The following is a 16,327-nucleotide window of genomic DNA, read 5'->3' as shown; positions in this document are numbered from 1 at the left end:
TCTTTTTCATTAAAGAAGTGATGGGAGTAGAAATACCGTTTAGATTAGTAGATTAAGAATAATTCACAAAAACTTTGTAAAACACTTGCAATTTAGCTGAAATTTGATAAAATAGTAAGGAAAGTTAGACTGTATTGCCTACTGTCTATCTATAAAATATATTTTATTGGAGGCTTTTACTCAAATGGCAAAAGAAAAATACGATCGTAGTAAACCACACGTTAACATTGGTACTATCGGACACGTTGACCACGGTAAAACTACCCTAACTGCAGCTATCACAACTGTTTTGGCACGTCGCTTGCCTTCATCAGTTAACCAACCTAAAGACTATGCGTCTATCGATGCTGCTCCAGAAGAACGCGAACGCGGTATCACAATCAACACTGCGCACGTTGAGTACGAAACTGAAAAACGTCACTACGCTCACATCGACGCTCCAGGACACGCGGACTACGTTAAAAACATGATCACTGGTGCCGCTCAAATGGACGGAGCTATCCTTGTAGTAGCTTCAACTGACGGACCAATGCCACAAACTCGTGAGCACATCCTTCTTTCACGTCAGGTTGGTGTTAAACACCTTATCGTCTTCATGAACAAAGTTGACTTGGTTGACGACGAAGAATTGCTTGAATTGGTTGAAATGGAAATCCGTGACCTATTGTCAGAATACGACTTCCCAGGTGACGATCTTCCAGTTATCCAAGGTTCAGCTCTTAAAGCCCTTGAAGGTGACACTAAATACGAAGACATCGTTATGGAATTGATGAACACAGTTGATGAGTACATCCCAGAACCAGAACGTGACACTGACAAACCATTGCTTCTTCCAGTCGAAGACGTATTCTCAATCACTGGACGTGGTACAGTTGCTTCAGGACGTATCGACCGTGGTATCGTTAAAGTCAACGACGAAATCGAAATCGTTGGTATCAAAGAAGAAACTCAAAAAGCAGTCGTTACTGGTGTTGAAATGTTCCGTAAACAACTTGATGAAGGTCTTGCCGGAGATAACGTAGGTGTCCTTCTTCGTGGTGTTCAACGTGATGAAATCGAACGTGGACAAGTTATCGCTAAACCAGGTTCAATCAACCCACACACTAAATTCAAAGGTGAAGTCTACATCCTTACTAAAGAAGAAGGTGGACGTCACACTCCATTCTTCAACAACTACCGTCCACAATTCTACTTCCGTACTACTGACGTTACAGGTTCAATCGAACTTCCAGCAGGTACTGAAATGGTAATGCCTGGTGATAACGTGACAATCGACGTTGAGTTGATCCACCCAATCGCCGTAGAACAAGGTACTACATTCTCTATCCGTGAGGGTGGACGTACTGTTGGTTCAGGTATGGTTACAGAAATCGAAGCTTAATTCGATTTAGTTCCCAGAAGAACAATTATTTAAGTCAGACACTAAAAGAATCTTGCTTTGCAAGGTTCTTTTTTTCGAATATTGAACTAATACTCAATGAAAATCAAATTCAACCCACGTCGGCGTCACCTTGCCGTACTCAAGTACAGTCTGGGCTAGCTTCCTAGTTTGCTCTTTGATTTTCATTGAGTATAAAATTGAAGAATTGTTTACATAAAAAAGCTCTATACACTTGATGGGCATAGAGCAAAGGGGGGGTTATTTGATGTAGAGTTCTTGATTTTTTAGGACAATTTCACGGACACCTGCAAACTTCTTAAGTTTTTTGAGTTCTTCAGGATGGGTGACGAGAGTGATAACATAACCTTCCTTGCCCATACGGCCAGTACGGCCAGCACGGTGAGTGTAAATTTCGATATCTCTAGGGACATCAAAGTTTACAACACATTCGAGGCTATCGATATCAATCCCACGAGCCAAAAGGTCTGTTGCAAGAAGAAGGGTCAGTTGGTTATCTTTAAACTTTTCTAAGATAACTTTTCTAAATTTAACATTGACATCACTAGCTAGAGATACAGCTAAGATATCACGATACTGTAATTTTTCTTCTGCACTTCCAAGATCTGACAAGCTGTTAAAGAAGACCAGACCACGGAAATCTTCTACATGAGCTAGTTTTCGTAGCATATCCACTCGGTGACGTTGGTCTACCTGCATATAGAAATGTTGGATGTTATCCAATTTTTGGTCAGAGAGATCAATGGTGCGCGTGTTAGGCGCAATCTTTTCTTGGTCAAACTTGGTCGTCGCACTCATGTAGACCAGGTGGTGGTCACGCGGTGCGTAGTGGGTAATTTTCTCGACAAAGTGAATCTGAGAATCATCGAGCAATTGGTCGAATTCATCCAGGATGATAGTTTCCACATTCATCATCTTGATTTTTTTCAGTTTAATGAGTTCAAAAATACGGCCAGGAGTTCCAATCAGAATTTCTGGTCCTTTTTTTAGGCGTTCAATCTGGCGTTTCTGACTCGAACCTGATAAGAAGAGCTGAGCAGTCAAGCCGATAGCTTCAGTCCACGTTTTACATACATCAAAAATCTGTCCAGCAAGCTCAGTATTTGGTGCTAGAATCAAGAGTTGTTGGGCTTTTTTCTTTTGTAGTCTGAGAAGACTTGGTAGGAGGTAAGCTAGGGTCTTACCAGTTCCTGTTGGGCTCACTCCTAGAAGATTTTCTCCCGCAAGAAGGGGTTCAAATAGTTGAGTTTGAATGGGGGTAAATTCTTGGAAACCGAGTTGGTCACTCAGTTCTTGCCATTCAGTCGGTAGTTTGGTTTTCATTTTTCTGCCTCAAATCTAATGCCAGCAGTCTGGCGCATGGTATAAAGTAGCTCATGAACTGAACTTGCATCTTCCAGCCAAGTTTGGTAGAGATTCAGATCTGGTTGATGAATCATGTGTGCAAATGCAGCGACTTCCTCAGTCATCGTATGAGGAGCCTGTTGGATAGGGAGTTGGACTTGATTGCCTTGATGGTCGGTAAAAATAGCTGAGCTGACATGTTCGATGGTGTTGAGGGTCAAGGTACCATCTGTCGTATAAATCTCGCAAGGAAGATTGGAAGTGATGTTTTTCCCTGCCTTGATATGAACTTGATAGTCTGGGTAGAAGAGGATTCCATCTCCATTCAGGTCCATGCTATTGTCAAGCTGTTGAGCCATGTAGGTCGCGTCCTGAGCCTTTCCAAAGAGGCGAACGGCAGCGTAGAGAGGATAAATCCCCAAATCCATAAGGGCTCCGCCAGCAAAACGATTTGAGAAGACATTAGGTGTCTCCCCAGCCAACAAGTTAGGCATTTTGGAAGAATACTTGGCATAGTTGAAATCTGCTCCCAAAATTTGCTTGTCTGCTAAAAAGTTTTTGATAGTAGTAAAAGCTTCTTCGTGGTAATTACGAGCTGCTTCGAAGATAAAACAGTGATTTTTATTAGCTGTTTGAACCAAATCCAGCCATTCTTGTGGCTGAGTGACAGCTGGCTTTTCAAGAATGACGTGTTTACTTGAAGACAATGCAATTTTTGCCTGAGCAAAATGCAAGGAGTTTGGACTAGCAATATAGACCACATCAAAGGAGCTCTTGAAGAAGTCCTCTAATTGATCAAAGAGTTGGATATCCTGATAGCGAGAAGTAAAGGTTGCTGCAGTTTCTATCTTTCTAGAATAAACTGCGACCATCTTGTATTCTCCACTGGTATGGGCTGCTTCTATGAAGTGGTGGCTGATAGCCCCTGTTCCGATGACACCTAATTTAAGCATAGTTACTCCTTTTCCAATTTCAAATCCTTCTTTCATTATAACATAGATAGACGGGACTATCCAACAGAGGGGAAAAAATTTCAAATAAGCTACTAGGTCTTTTCCAAAGAAAGTGGTACAATAATGAGATGAGTAAATGAAATGGGAGGGAAAATGAGGTTATTACCTATAAGAAAAATATCACGTCAGTCTAAGAGGTTAGCGCTTTTTTTGACTTTTTGTGCAGGATATGTAGATGCCTATACTTTTATTGTGCGAGGGAATACTCTTGTAGCTGGACAAACTGGGAATGTCGTCTTTCTTTCAGTAGAATTAATTCAAAATAATGTTTCAGATGTTAGGGACAAGGTTCTCACATTGCTAGCTTTTATGATGGGGGTCTTTTTACTAACGATTTATAAGGAAAAATTGAGAATTGTGAAAAAACCAATTTTGTCACTGATTCCTTTGGCAATCTTATCAATAATTATTGGTTTTGTGCCGCAGACGGTAGATAATATCTATCTAGTGCCACCCTTGGCCTTCTGTATGGGGTTGGTGACAACTGCTTTTGGAGAAGTGTCGGGTATTGCCTACAATAACGCTTTTATGACAGGGAACATCAAACGGACCATGCTGGCTTTTGGAGATTATTTCCGGACCAAGCACACTCCTTTTTTACGTGAAGGGTTTATATTTGTTAGCCTTCTTAGTAGTTTTGTTCTTGGCGTTGTCTTTTCAGCCTATTTGACGATTTTCTATCATGAAAAGACTATTCTTGGTGTTCCTATTATGATGAGCATTTTTTACCTCAGCATGCTTTTTGCCAAGTTGCAGAAAAAAGTAAAAGAAAAAGCTTCATTTTAGGTGTTATTACTTGTAAGAAAACAGGAGATATGCTATACTTGAAGAGTTGACTATGCACGTTCCTGTGCAACCGCACGAACATCGTTGCTTGATTATTCAAGTTTAAGTGGTTCGTCCCACGATGCTAGGCGAGTCTTCACAAAAATTCGGGGAAACCCATAAAAATCATAGGAGGTGCATAATGAGCACATACGCAATTATCAAAACTGGCGGAAAACAAGTTAAAGTTGAAGTTGGTCAAGCAGTTTACGTTGAAAAATTGAACGTTGAAGCTGGTCAAGAAGTTACTTTTAACGAAGTTGTTCTTGTTGGTGGTGAAAACACTGTTGTCGGAACTCCACTTGTTGCTGGAGCTACTGTAGTTGGAACTGTTGAAAAACAAGGAAAACAAAAGAAAGTTGTTACTTACAAGTACAAACCTAAAAAAGGTAGCCACCGTAAACAAGGTCACCGTCAACCATATACAAAAGTTGTCATCAACGCAATCAACGCTTAATTTTAAGGAGAACACATGATACAAGCAGTCTTTGAGAGAGCCGAAGATGGCGAGCTGAGGAGTGCGGAAATTACTGGACACGCCGAGAGTGGCGAATACGGCTTAGATGTCGTGTGTGCATCGGTTTCTACGCTTGCCATTAACTTTATCAATTCTATTGAGAAATTTGCAGGCTATGAACCAATCCTAGAATTAAACGAAGATGAAGGTGGCTATCTGATGGTTGAAATTCCAAAAGATCTTCCTTCACACCAGAGAGAAATGACCCAGTTATTCTTTGAATCATTTTTCTTAGGTATGGCAAACTTATCGGAGAACTCTTCTGAGTTCGTCCAAACCAGAGTTATCACAGAAAACTAACACGGAGGAAAACATTATGTTAAAAATGACTCTTAACAACTTGCAACTTTTCGCCCACAAAAAAGGTGGAGGTTCTACATCAAACGGACGTGATTCACAAGCGAAACGTCTTGGAGCTAAAGCAGCTGACGGACAAACTGTAACAGGTGGATCAATCCTTTACCGTCAACGTGGTACACACATCTACCCAGGTGTAAACGTTGGACGTGGTGGAGACGATACTTTGTTCGCTAAAGTTGAAGGCGTAGTACGCTTTGAACGTAAAGGACGCGATAAAAAACAAGTTTCTGTTTACCCAATCGCTAAATAAAAAGGTCCAGTGAACCTTTTTATCCCGAGCCTTGAAATATAAAGGCGAGGAAGCTAGAAGTAGCATAAACTAAGGCTTTCCGAGTTTTCGGAGAGCCTCTTTTTTTGTTTTGATACCCATGATTTTTTCGTTCTTAGTGTAGATGAATTTTATGAGTGACATTATTTTTCTTCGATGGAAAACTTCTAAAATATGGTATAATGAAAAGATAAAGAAGTTGGGGGTAGAAGATGAACATTCAACAATTACGCTATGTTGTTGCCATTGCCAATAGTGGTACTTTCCGTGAAGCTGCTGAAAAGATGTATGTTAGTCAGCCGAGTCTGTCTATTTCTGTTCGTGATTTGGAAAAAGAGTTGGGCTTTAAGATTTTCCGTCGGACCAGCTCAGGGACTTTCTTGACCCGTCGTGGTATGGAATTCTATGAAAAAGCGCAAGAATTGGTCAAGGGATTTGATATTTTTCAAAATCAGTATGCCAATCCTGAGGAAGAAAAGGATGAATTTTCCATTGCTAGCCAGCACTATGACTTTTTACCACCAACTATTACGGCCTTTTCAGAGCGCTATCCTGACTATAAGAACTTTCGTATTTTTGAATCAACTACTGTTCAAATCTTAGACGAAGTAGCCCAAGGGCATAGTGAGATTGGGATTATCTACCTTAATAATCAAAACAAAAAGGGGATTATGCAACGGGTTGAAAAGCTAGGTCTTGAGGTCATTGAATTGATTCCCTTCCATACCCATATTTATCTCCGCGAGGGGCATCCTTTGGCTCAGAAAGAGGAATTGGTTATGGAGGATTTAGCAGATCTACCGACAGTTCGTTTTACACAAGAGAAAGACGAGTACCTTTATTATTCAGAGAACTTTGTTGATACCAGCGCTAGCTCACAGATGTTCAATGTGACAGATCGTGCTACTTTGAATGGTATTTTGGAGCGGACGGATGCTTATGCAACAGGTTCTGGATTTTTAGATAGTGATAGTGTCAATGGCATTACAGTTATTCGTCTCAAGGATGAACTGGATAATCACATGGTCTATGTTAAACGTGAAGAAGTGGAGCTCAGTCAAGCTGGGACTCTCTTCGTAGAAGTCATGCAAGAATATTTTGATCAAAAGAGGAAATCATGAAAAAAAGAGGAATAGTGGCAGTCATTGTACTGCTTTTGATTGGGCTGGATCAGTTGGTAAAATCCTATATCGTCCAACAGATTCCACTGGGTGAAGTTCGTTCTTGGATTCCCAATTTCGTTAGTTTGACCTACCTGCAAAATCGAGGGGCAGCCTTTTCGATGCTACAAGACCAGCAGTGGTTATTTGCTATCATTACACTGGTCGTTATGGTAGGTGCCATTTGGTATCTACATAAACACATGGAGGACTCATTCTGGATGGTCTTGGGCTTGACTTTGATAATCGCAGGTGGTCTTGGAAACTTTATTGACAGGATCAGTCAGGGCTTTGTTGTGGATATGTTCCACCTTGACTTTATCAATTTTGCAATTTTCAATGTGGCAGATAGCTATCTGACGGTCGGAGTGATTATTTTATTGATTGCAATGTTAAAAGAGGAAATAAATGGAAATTAAAATTGAAACTGGTGGCCTGCGTTTGGATAAGGCTTTGTCGGATTTGACAGAATTATCACGCAGTCTCGCGAATGAACAAATCAAATCAGGCCAGGTCTTGGTCAATGGCCAAGTCAAGAAAGCTAAATACACAGTTCAAGAGGGCGATGTCGTCACTTATCATGTGCCAGAGCCAGAGGTTTTAGAGTATGTAGCTGAGAATCTTCCGCTAGAAATCATCTACCAAGATGAGGATGTGGCAGTCGTTAACAAACCTCAGGGGATGGTTGTGCATCCGAGTGCTGGTCATACTAGTGGAACTCTGGTAAATGCCCTTATGTACCATATTAAGGATTTGTCGGGTATCAATGGGGTTCTGCGTCCAGGAATTGTTCACCGTATTGATAAGGATACGTCAGGCCTTCTCATGATTGCTAAAAACGATGAGGCGCATCTAGCACTTGCCCAAGAACTCAAGGATAAAAAGTCTCTCCGCAAATATTGGGCGATTGTTCATGGAAATCTGCCTAATGATCGTGGTGTGATTGAAGCTCCGATTGGCCGTAGTGAAAAAGACCGTAAGAAACAGGCTGTGACTGCTAAAGGGAAGCCTGCAGTGACCCGTTTCCACGTCTTGGAACGCTTTGGTGATTATAGCTTAGTGGAGTTGCAACTGGAGACAGGGCGTACACACCAAATCCGTGTCCACATGGCTTATATTGGTCATCCAGTCGCTGGTGATGAAGTCTATGGTCCTCGCAAGACTTTGAAAGGACATGGACAATTTCTTCATGCCAAGACGCTAGGATTTACCCATCCGAGAACAGGTGAGACCTTGGAATTTACAGCAGATATCCCAGAGATTTTTAGGGAAACATTGGAGAGATTGAGAAAGTAAGAATGAAAAAGAAATTAACTAGTTTAGCCCTTGCAAGCACTTTTTTAGCTTTGTCCTGGTATGGGAATGTTCAAGCTCAAGAAAGTTCAGGAAATAAAATCCACTTTATAAATGTTCATGAAGGTGGTAGTGATGCGATTATTCTTGAAAGCAATGGACATTTTGCCATGGTGGATACAGGAGAAGATTATGATTTCCCAGATGGAAGTGATTCTCGTTATCCATGGAGACAGGGTATCAATACCACTTATAAGCATGTTCTGACAGATCGTGTCTTTCGTCGTTTGAAGGAATTGGGTGCCCAAAAACTTGATTTTATTTTGGTAACACATACCCACAGTGACCATATTGGAAATGTTGATGAATTACTGTCTACCTATCCAGTTGACCGAGTCTATCTTAAGAAATATAGTGATAATCGTATTACTAAGCCTGAACGTCTTTGGGATAATCTGTATGGCTATGATAAGGTTTTACAGACTGCCGCAGAAAAAGGTGTTTCAGTGATTCAAAACATCACACAAGGAGATGCTCATTTTCAGTTTGGGGACATGGATATTCAGCTCTATAATTATGAAAATGAATATGATGAGAATGGAAATCTTAAACCTGTTTGGGATGATAATTCCAATTCCTTGATTAGTGTGGTGAAAGTTAATGGCAAGAAAATTTACCTTGGAGGCGACTTAGATAATGTTCATGGAGCAGAAGACAAGTACGGTTCTCTCATTGGAAAAGTTGATTTGATGAAGTTTAACCATCATTTAGATACAAAAAATTCTAATACAAAAAATTTTATAAAAAATTTGTCTCCTGAGATAATTGTTCAAACTTCCTCCTCACCAATTGGTTCGTATGATAGCGGTCAAGAAATAAATAGGGAATATATTAGCTGGATTGAATCAATGGGAATTCAACATATAAACGCAGCCAGCAAAGACTATGATGCGACGGTTTTTGATATTCGAAAAGATGGGTTTGTCAATATTTCAAAATCCTACAATCCGATTCCAAGTTTTCAAGCTGGTTGGCATAAGAGTGCTTATGGAAACTGGTGGTATCAAGCACCTGATTCTACAGGAGAGTATGCTGTCGGTTGGAATGATATCAAGGGTGAATGGTATTACTTCAATCAAACGGGTATCTTGTTACAGAATCAATGGAAAAAATGGAACAATCGTTGGTTTTATTTGACAGACTCTGGTGTTGCTGCAAAAAATTGGAAGAAAATCGATGGAATCTGGTATTATTTCAACAAAGAAAACCAGATGGAAATTGGTTGGATTCAAGATAAAGAGCAGTGGTATTATTTGGATTATGATGGCTCTATGAAGACAGGTTGGCTTCAATATAAGGGCCAATGGTATTACTTTGCCCAATCAGGAGAAATGAAAACGGGCTGGGTAAAAGATAAAGAAAACTGGTACTATATGGATTCTGCTGGTATCATGAAGACAGGTGAGATAGAAGTTGCTGGTCATCATTACTATCTAGAAGATTCAGGAGCTATGAAGCAAGGATGGCTTAAAAAGGCAAACGATTGGTATTTCTACAAGGAAGACGGTTCACGAGCCGCGGGTTGGATCAAGGACAAGGATAAATGGTACTTCTTGAAAGAAAATGGTCAATTACTTGTGAACGGTAAGACACCAGAAGGTTATACTGTTGATTCAAGTGGTGCCTGGTTAGTGGATGTTCCGGTAGAGAAATCTATTACAACTAAAGTTACAAGTAATTCAGAGACAAAAGAATCCAGTGAAGTAGTGAAAAAAGATCTTGAAAATAAAGTAACGACTCAGAACGAAAGTGTTACAAGTTCTTCAACTAGTCAAGATTTGACTTCAGTAATTTCGCAAAGCTCTGAAACGAGTGCAAACAAATCGGAATCAGAACAGTAGTAAAAAAGAAGGTTTTAGGGCCTTCTTTTTCCTATCAACTCTTTTCTATTTTCTGTCATTCATGTTATAATGGATAAATATGAAGAATCGGAGTGAGACTATGAAATACAAACGGATTGTCTTTAAGGTAGGGACTTCTTCTCTGACGAATGAGGATGGGAGTTTATCACGTAGTAAGGTAAAAGCTATTACCCAGCAATTGGCTATGTTGCACGAGGCTGGTCATGAATTGATTTTGGTGTCGTCAGGTGCCATTGCGGCTGGTTTTGGAGCTTTAGGATTTAAAAAGCGTCCGACAAAGATTGCTGATAAACAGGCTTCAGCAGCGGTAGGACAGGGTCTTTTGTTGGAAGAATACACGACCAATCTTCTCTTGCGCCAAATCGTTTCTGCACAAATCTTGCTGACCCAGGACGACTTTGTGGATAAGCGCCGTTATAAAAATGCCCATCAGGCTTTGTCTGTTTTACTTAGTCGTGGGGCGATTCCTATCATCAACGAGAATGATAGTGTTGTTATTGATGAACTCAAGGTTGGGGATAATGACACTCTGAGTGCTCAGGTAGCAGCCATGGTCCAAGCTGACCTTTTAGTCCTCTTGACAGACGTAGACGGCCTCTATACAGGAAATCCTAATTCAGATCCAAGAGCCAAACGCTTGGAGAAAATCGAGACCATCAATCGTGAGATTATTGATATGGCTGGTGGAGCTGGTTCTTCAAACGGAACAGGTGGCATGTTAACCAAAATCAAGGCTGCAACTATTGCGACAGAATCAGGAGTTCCTGTTTATATCTGCTCATCCTTAAAACCAGATACCATGATTGAAGCGGCTGAGGAGACCAAGGATGGTTCCTACTTTGTCGCGCAAGAGAAGGGACTTCGCACCCAGAAACAATGGCTGGCCTTCTATGCTCAGAGTCAGGGTTCTATCTGGGTTGATAAAGGGGCTGCAGAAGCTCTCTCCCAACATGGAAAGAGTCTGCTTTTATCTGGTATTGTTGAAGCAGAAGGAGCCTTTTCTTACGGTGATATCGTGACAGTATTTGACAAGGAGAGTGGCAAATCGCTTGGAAAAGGACGCGTGCAATTTGGAGCCTCTGCTCTGGAGGATATGTTGCGTTCTCAAAAAGCTAAGGGTGTCTTGATTCACCGTGACGACTGGATTTCCATTACTCCTGAAATCCAACTACTCTTTACAGAATTTTAGAGGTAAACTATGGTAAGTACACAAGAACAATTTGAACAGGTACAGGCTGTTAAAAAATCAATCAACACAGCTAGTGAAGAGGTGAAAAACCAAGCCTTGCTAGCCATGGCTGATCATTTATTAGCAGCTACTGAGGAGATTTTAGCGGCAAATGACCTTGATATGGAAGCTGCTAAGGGTAAAATCTCAGATGTGATGCTGGATCGTCTTTATTTGGATGCAAGTCGTATAGAAGCGATGGCAACTGGGATTCGTGAAGTGGTTGCTTTACCAGATCCAATCGGTGAAATTTTAGAAATCAATCAGCTTGAAAATGGTTTGGTTATCACAAAGAAACGTGTAGCTATGGGAGTTATTGGTATTATCTATGAAAGCCGTCCAAATGTGACGTCTGATGCAGCTGCTTTGGCTCTTAAAAGTGGAAATGCAGTTGTTCTTCGTAGTGGTAAGGACGCCTATCAAACAGCCCATGCCATTGTCACAGCCTTGAAGAAGGGCTTGGAGACGACTACCATTCATCCAGATGTGATTCAACTAGTGGAAGATACCAGCCGAGAAAGCAGCTATGCCATGATGAAGGCAAAGGGCTATCTAGACCTTCTCATTCCTCGTGGGGGATCTGGTTTGATCAATGCAGTGGTTGAAAATGCTATCGTACCAGTTATCGAGACAGGAACTGGGATTGTCCATGTTTATGTCGATAAGGATGCAGACGAAGACAAGGCTCTGTCTATCATCAACAATGCTAAAACCAGTCGTCCTTCTGTTTGTAATGCCATGGAGGTTCTGCTGGTTCATGAAGACAAGGCAGCAAGCTTCCTTCCTCGCTTGGAGCAAGTTCTAGTTGCAGAGCGTAAAGAAGCTGGGCTGGAACCAATTCAATTCCGACTTGATAGCAAAGCAAGCCAGTTTGTTTCTGGTCAAGCGGCTGAAGCTCAAGACTTTGACACCGAGTTTTTAGACTATGTATTAGCTGTTAAGGTTGTGAGCAGTTTAGAAGAAGCGGTTGCCCATATTGAAACCCACAGTACCCATCATTCGGATGCCATTGTGACGGAAAATGCTGAAGCAGCAGCATACTTTACAGATCAAGTGGACTCAGCAGCGGTTTATGTCAATGCTTCAACTCGTTTCACAGATGGTGGCCAATTTGGTCTGGGTTGTGAAATGGGGATTTCTACTCAGAAACTGCACGCGCGTGGTCCAATGGGCTTGAAAGAGTTGACCAGCTACAAGTATGTGGTCACTGGTGAAGGACAGATAAGGGAGTAAGAGATGAAGATTGGATTTATCGGTTTGGGGAATATGGGTGCTAGTTTGGCCAAGTCTGTTTTGCAGGCCAAGACGGGTGCTCAGATTCTCCTTGCCAATCGTAGTCAAGCTAAGGTGGATGCTTTCATCGCCAACTTCGGTGGTCAGACTTCTAGCAATGACGAAATCTTTGCAGAAGCAGATGTGATTTTTCTAGGAGTTAAGCCTGCTCAGTTTTCTGAACTGCTTTCTCAATACCAGACCATCCTTGAAAAAAGAGAAAGTCTTCTTTTGATTTCCATGGCAGCTGGATTGACTTTAGAAAAACTAGCAAGTCTTATCCCAAATCAACACAGAATTATTCGTATGATGCCAAATACTCCTGCTTCTATCGGTCAAGGAGTGATTAGCTATGCCTTGTCTTCTAATTGCAGGGCTGAGGACAGTGAGCTATTTTGTCAGCTTTTATCCAAGGCTGGTCTCTTGGTTGAACTGGGAGAAGGCTTAATCGACGCAGCGACAGGTCTTGCAGGCTGTGGACCGGCCTTTGTCTATCTCTTTATCGAAGCCTTGGCAGATGCAGGTGTTCAGACGGGATTGCCACGGGAAATAGCACTGAAAATGGCAGCCCAAACTGTGGTAGGAGCTGGGCAATTGGTCCTAGAAAGCCAAGAACATCCTGGGGTCTTAAAAGATCAAGTTTGTAGCCCAGGCGGTTCGACTATCGCTGGTGTAGCAAGCCTAGAAGCGCATGCTTTTCGAGGAACGGTCATGGATGCAGTTCATCAAGCCTACAAACGAACACAAGAACTGGGTAAATAAGAGGTAGTTTTGTCTGCCTCTTTTATGGTGGTTGAAATGAGAAGACAAAAAGATTGTCACAAACCCCCATTTTTTTGATAGAATAGAAGTAGTAAAAAAGAAATGAGTTAGACATGTCAAAAGGATTTTTAGTCTCTCTTGAGGGACCAGAGGGAGCAGGAAAGACCAGTGTTTTAGAGGCACTGTTACCAATTTTAGAGGAAAAAGGGGTAGAGGTGCTGACGACGCGTGAACCTGGCGGAGTCTTGATTGGGGAGAAGATTCGGGAAGTAATTTTGGATCCAAGTCATACTCAGATGGATGCGAAGACAGAGTTGCTTCTTTATATTGCTAGTCGCAGACAGCACTTGGTGGAAAAAGTTCTTCCAGCACTTGAAGCTGGCAAGTTGGTCATTATGGACCGCTTCATCGATAGTTCTCTTGCCTATCAGGGATTTGGTCGTGGCTTGGACATTGAAGCCATTGATTGGCTCAATCGCTTTGCGACAGATGGCCTCAAACCCGATTTGACACTCTATTTTGACATCGAGGTGGAAGAAGGACTGGCTCGCATTGCTGCTAATAGTGACCGCGAGGTCAATCGTTTGGACTTGGAAGGGTTGGACTTGCATAAGAAAGTCCGTCAAGGCTATCTTTATCTACTGGAAAAAGAAGGAAATCGCATTGTCAAGATTGATGCTAGTCTGCCTTTGGAGCAGGTTGTGGAAACTACCAAGGCTGTCTTGTTTGACAGAATGGGCTTGACAAGATGAAACAAGATCAACTAAAGGCTTGGCAACCAGCCCAGTTTGATCGCTTTGTCCGTATCCTAGAACAAGACCAGCTCAATCATGCCTATCTCTTTTCAGGTTTCTTTGGAAGCTTGGAAATGGCGCAATTTTTAGCTAAGAGCCTCTTTTGTACGGATAAGGTAGGCGTTTTACCATGTGAGAAATGTCGAAACTGCAAGCTGATTGAACAGAGAGAATTTCCCGATGTCAGCTTAATTAAGCCAGTCAATCAGGTCATCAAGACAGAACGCATTCGAGAATTGGTGGGGCAGTTTTCTCAAGCAGGGATTGAAAGTCAGCAACAGGTCTTTATTATCGAGCAAGCTGAGAAAATGCATCCTAATGCAGCCAATTCTCTGCTCAAGGTCATCGAAGAACCCCAGAGTGAGGTTTACATTTTCTTCTTGACCAGTGATGAGGAGAAGATTTTACCTACAATCCGAAGTCGGACGCAAATTTTTCACTTTAAAAAACAAGAAGAGAAGCTCATCTTGCTCTTAGAACAAATGGGACTGGTTAAGAAAAAAGCGACTCTCCTAGCTCAGTTTAGTCAATCGCGAGCTGAAGCAGAAAAATTAGCTAATCAGGCAAGTTTTTGGACCTTGGTTGATGAAAGTGAACGCCTGCTGACTTGGTTAGTGGCTAAGAAAAAAGAAAGTTATTTGCAAGTTGCCAAACTAGCTAGCTTGGCAGATGACAAGGAAAAACAAGATCAGGTTTTACGGATTCTTGAAGTTCTCTGTGGACAAGATATCCTACAAGCAAGAGTAAGAGTGATTTTACAAGATTTGCTAGAAGCTAGAAAAATGTGGCAAGCTAATGTCAGCTTTCAAAATGCCATGGAATATCTGGTCTTGAAAGAAATATAAACTCAAAAATGATCGATAAAGAAAGGAAAGGGCTGTTTTATGGACAAAAAAGAATTATTTGACGCGCTAGACGATTTTTCCCAACAGTTATTGGTAACCTTGGCCGATGTGGAAGCCATCAAGAAAAATCTCAAGAGCCTAGTAGAAGAAAATACAGCTCTTCGCTTGGAAAATAGTAAGTTGCGAGAACGCTTGGGTGAGGTGGAAGCAGATGCTCCCGTCAAGGCTAAACATGTTCGCGAAAGTGTCCGTCGAATTTATAAAGATGGTTTTCACGTATGTAATGATTTTTATGGACAACGTCGAGAGCAGGACGAGGAATGTATGTTCTGTGACGAGTTGTTATACAGGGAGTAGGCATGCAGATTCAAAAAAGTTTTAAGGGGGAGTCTCCCTACGGCAAGTTGTACCTAGTGGCAACGCCGATTGGAAATCTAGATGATATGACCTTTCGAGCTATTCAGACCTTGAAAGAAGTGGACTGGATTGCTGCTGAGGACACGCGCAATACAGGTCTATTGCTCAAGCATTTTGACATTTCTACCAAGCAAATCAGTTTTCATGAGCACAATGCCAAGGAAAAGATTCCTGATTTGATTGGTTTCCTGAAAGCAGGGCAAAGTATTGCTCAGGTATCCGACGCGGGTCTGCCTAGCATCTCAGACCCTGGTCATGATTTGGTTAAGGCAGCAATTGAGGAAGAAATTGCGGTTGTGACTGTTCCAGGTGCCTCTGCAGGAATTTCTGCCTTGATTGCCAGTGGTTTAGCGCCACAGCCACATATCTTTTACGGCTTTTTACCGAGAAAATCAGGCCAGCAAAAGCAATTTTTTGACTCGAAAAAAGACTATCCTGAAACTCAAATTTTCTATGAATCGCCTCATCGTGTGGCAGATACGTTAGAAAATATGCTAGAAGTCTATAGTGACCGCTCGGTCGTTTTAGTCAGGGAATTGACTAAAATCTATGAAGAATACCAAAGAGGTACCATTTCTGAATTGCTGGAAAGTATCGCTGCAACGCCACTCAAGGGCGAATGCCTTCTCATTGTTGAAGGTGCCAGCCAAGATGTGGAGGAAAAAGATGAGGAGGACTTGTTCTTAGAAATCCAAGCCCGTATCCAGCAAGGCATGAAGAAAAATCAAGCTATCAAGGAAGTCGCTAAGATTTACCAGTGGAATAAGAGTCAACTCTACGCTGCCTATCACGACTGGGAAGAAAATCAAGAAAATGACTAAACAGGGAAGTTTGCCTTCTTCCCTTTTTTTGTTATACTAGTAGAAGAAAAAAATAGAAAGATTTGTGGGTGTTAAACAGTCCAGTGG

Annotated in this window: 18 protein-coding genes, 1 pseudogene and 1 other annotated feature; of the genes and pseudogenes, 16 read left to right on the top strand and 3 right to left on the bottom strand. The window is 41.6% G+C overall.

Going from position 1 to position 16,327, the window contains the following annotated elements; all coding sequences use genetic code 11:
* Positions 1–184: 184 nt before the first annotated feature.
* Positions 185–1,381, top strand: a complete 1,197-nt coding sequence (gene tuf / locus QM843_RS00280; protein ID WP_001040726.1) for an elongation factor Tu — start codon at positions 185–187, stop codon at positions 1,379–1,381.
* Positions 1,382–1,639: 258 nt separating this feature from the next.
* On the opposite strand, the gene QM843_RS00275 is transcribed toward tuf, so the two are convergent.
* Positions 1,640–2,722: a DEAD/DEAH box helicase gene (locus QM843_RS00275; RefSeq protein ID WP_023947787.1), complete on the bottom strand. Its 1,083-nt coding sequence runs from the start codon at positions 2,720–2,722 to the stop codon at positions 1,640–1,642.
* Positions 2,719–3,696: a Gfo/Idh/MocA family protein gene (locus QM843_RS00270; RefSeq protein ID WP_414304253.1), complete on the bottom strand. Its 978-nt coding sequence runs from the start codon at positions 3,694–3,696 to the stop codon at positions 2,719–2,721. The genes QM843_RS00275 and QM843_RS00270 overlap by 4 nt, the downstream gene beginning before the upstream one ends.
* Positions 3,697–3,837: 141 nt before the next feature.
* On the opposite strand from QM843_RS00270, the gene QM843_RS00265 reads away from it, so the two are divergent.
* From QM843_RS00265 to rpmA, 4 genes are all read left to right on the top strand, one after another.
* The gene (locus QM843_RS00265; protein ID WP_414304252.1) at positions 3,838–4,542 is read left to right on the top strand and encodes a YoaK family protein; all 705 of its coding nucleotides are present in this window, start codon (positions 3,838–3,840) and stop codon (positions 4,540–4,542) included.
* Between the two features lie 58 nt (positions 4,543–4,600).
* Positions 4,601–4,688, top strand: a sequence feature (ribosomal protein L21 leader region).
* Positions 4,689–4,723: 35 nt separating this feature from the next.
* Positions 4,724–5,038 carry a 50S ribosomal protein L21 gene (gene rplU, locus QM843_RS00260; protein WP_000109141.1) on the top strand — a complete coding sequence of 105 codons (315 nt, stop codon included), beginning with the start codon at positions 4,724–4,726 and terminating at the stop codon, positions 5,036–5,038.
* A gap of 15 nt (positions 5,039–5,053) precedes the next feature.
* A complete protein-coding gene (locus QM843_RS00255) occupies positions 5,054–5,398 on the top strand; it encodes a ribosomal-processing cysteine protease Prp (RefSeq protein ID WP_000613699.1) in 345 nt (114 codons plus the stop codon).
* Between the two features lie 16 nt (positions 5,399–5,414).
* Complete coding sequence (gene rpmA / locus QM843_RS00250; protein WP_000916509.1) at positions 5,415–5,708, top strand: 50S ribosomal protein L27; 294 nt, start codon at positions 5,415–5,417, stop codon at positions 5,706–5,708.
* A gap of 166 nt (positions 5,709–5,874) precedes the next feature.
* On the opposite strand, the pseudogene QM843_RS00245 reads toward rpmA, so the two are convergent.
* Positions 5,875–5,946 (bottom strand): annotated as a pseudogene (locus QM843_RS00245) (AraC family transcriptional regulator); the annotation flags it as partial.
* Between QM843_RS00245 and QM843_RS00240 the strand changes: the two are divergent.
* The 11 genes from QM843_RS00240 to rsmI all read left to right on the top strand — a co-directional run bounded on the left by QM843_RS00240 (position 5,939) and on the right by rsmI (position 16,240).
* On the top strand, positions 5,939–6,847 hold the full coding sequence (locus tag QM843_RS00240; RefSeq protein ID WP_414304251.1) for a LysR family transcriptional regulator: 909 nt from the start codon (positions 5,939–5,941) through the stop codon (positions 6,845–6,847). The pseudogene QM843_RS00245 and the gene QM843_RS00240 sit on opposite strands and share 8 nt — an antisense overlap.
* The gene (gene lspA / locus QM843_RS00235) at positions 6,844–7,305 is read left to right on the top strand and encodes a signal peptidase II (protein ID WP_414304250.1); all 462 of its coding nucleotides are present in this window, start codon (positions 6,844–6,846) and stop codon (positions 7,303–7,305) included. The genes QM843_RS00240 and lspA overlap by 4 nt, the downstream gene beginning before the upstream one ends.
* Positions 7,295–8,182, top strand: coding sequence for an RluA family pseudouridine synthase (locus QM843_RS00230; RefSeq protein WP_414304249.1), 888 nt, complete (start codon positions 7,295–7,297; stop codon positions 8,180–8,182). The genes lspA and QM843_RS00230 overlap by 11 nt, the downstream gene beginning before the upstream one ends.
* Before the next feature lie 2 nt (positions 8,183–8,184).
* Entirely contained in the window at positions 8,185–10,080 is a 1,896-nt protein-coding gene (locus QM843_RS00225) for an MBL fold metallo-hydrolase (RefSeq protein WP_414304248.1), read from the top strand.
* A gap of 100 nt (positions 10,081–10,180) precedes the next feature.
* The gene (gene proB / locus QM843_RS00220; protein WP_261061529.1) at positions 10,181–11,290 is read left to right on the top strand and encodes a glutamate 5-kinase; all 1,110 of its coding nucleotides are present in this window, start codon (positions 10,181–10,183) and stop codon (positions 11,288–11,290) included.
* Between the two features lie 9 nt (positions 11,291–11,299).
* Positions 11,300–12,562, top strand: coding sequence for a glutamate-5-semialdehyde dehydrogenase (locus QM843_RS00215; RefSeq protein ID WP_261081145.1), 1,263 nt, complete (start codon positions 11,300–11,302; stop codon positions 12,560–12,562).
* Positions 12,563–12,565: 3 nt separating this feature from the next.
* On the top strand, positions 12,566–13,363 hold the full coding sequence (gene proC, locus QM843_RS00210) for a pyrroline-5-carboxylate reductase (RefSeq protein ID WP_261081146.1): 798 nt from the start codon (positions 12,566–12,568) through the stop codon (positions 13,361–13,363).
* A gap of 113 nt (positions 13,364–13,476) precedes the next feature.
* Positions 13,477–14,115, top strand: a complete 639-nt coding sequence (tmk, locus tag QM843_RS00205) for a dTMP kinase (protein WP_414304247.1) — start codon at positions 13,477–13,479, stop codon at positions 14,113–14,115.
* On the top strand, positions 14,112–15,002 hold the full coding sequence (locus QM843_RS00200; RefSeq protein ID WP_414304246.1) for a DNA polymerase III subunit delta': 891 nt from the start codon (positions 14,112–14,114) through the stop codon (positions 15,000–15,002). Before tmk ends, QM843_RS00200 begins: the two co-directional genes overlap by 4 nt.
* A 39-nt stretch (positions 15,003–15,041) precedes the next feature.
* Complete coding sequence (gene yabA, locus QM843_RS00195; protein ID WP_000358227.1) at positions 15,042–15,359, top strand: DNA replication initiation control protein YabA; 318 nt, start codon at positions 15,042–15,044, stop codon at positions 15,357–15,359.
* A 2-nt stretch (positions 15,360–15,361) separates the two neighbouring features.
* Complete coding sequence (rsmI, locus tag QM843_RS00190) at positions 15,362–16,240, top strand: 16S rRNA (cytidine(1402)-2'-O)-methyltransferase (RefSeq protein WP_414304245.1); 879 nt, start codon at positions 15,362–15,364, stop codon at positions 16,238–16,240.
* The last annotated feature ends 87 nt before the right edge of the window (positions 16,241–16,327 follow it).

The sequence above is a fragment of the Streptococcus mitis genome (assembly GCF_047463435.1).
Lineage (GTDB): Bacteria > Bacillota > Bacilli > Lactobacillales > Streptococcaceae > Streptococcus > Streptococcus mitis_DS.
The sequence above is the reverse complement of the archived record's forward strand: the minus strand, read 5'-3'. Positions and strand labels throughout refer to the sequence as shown.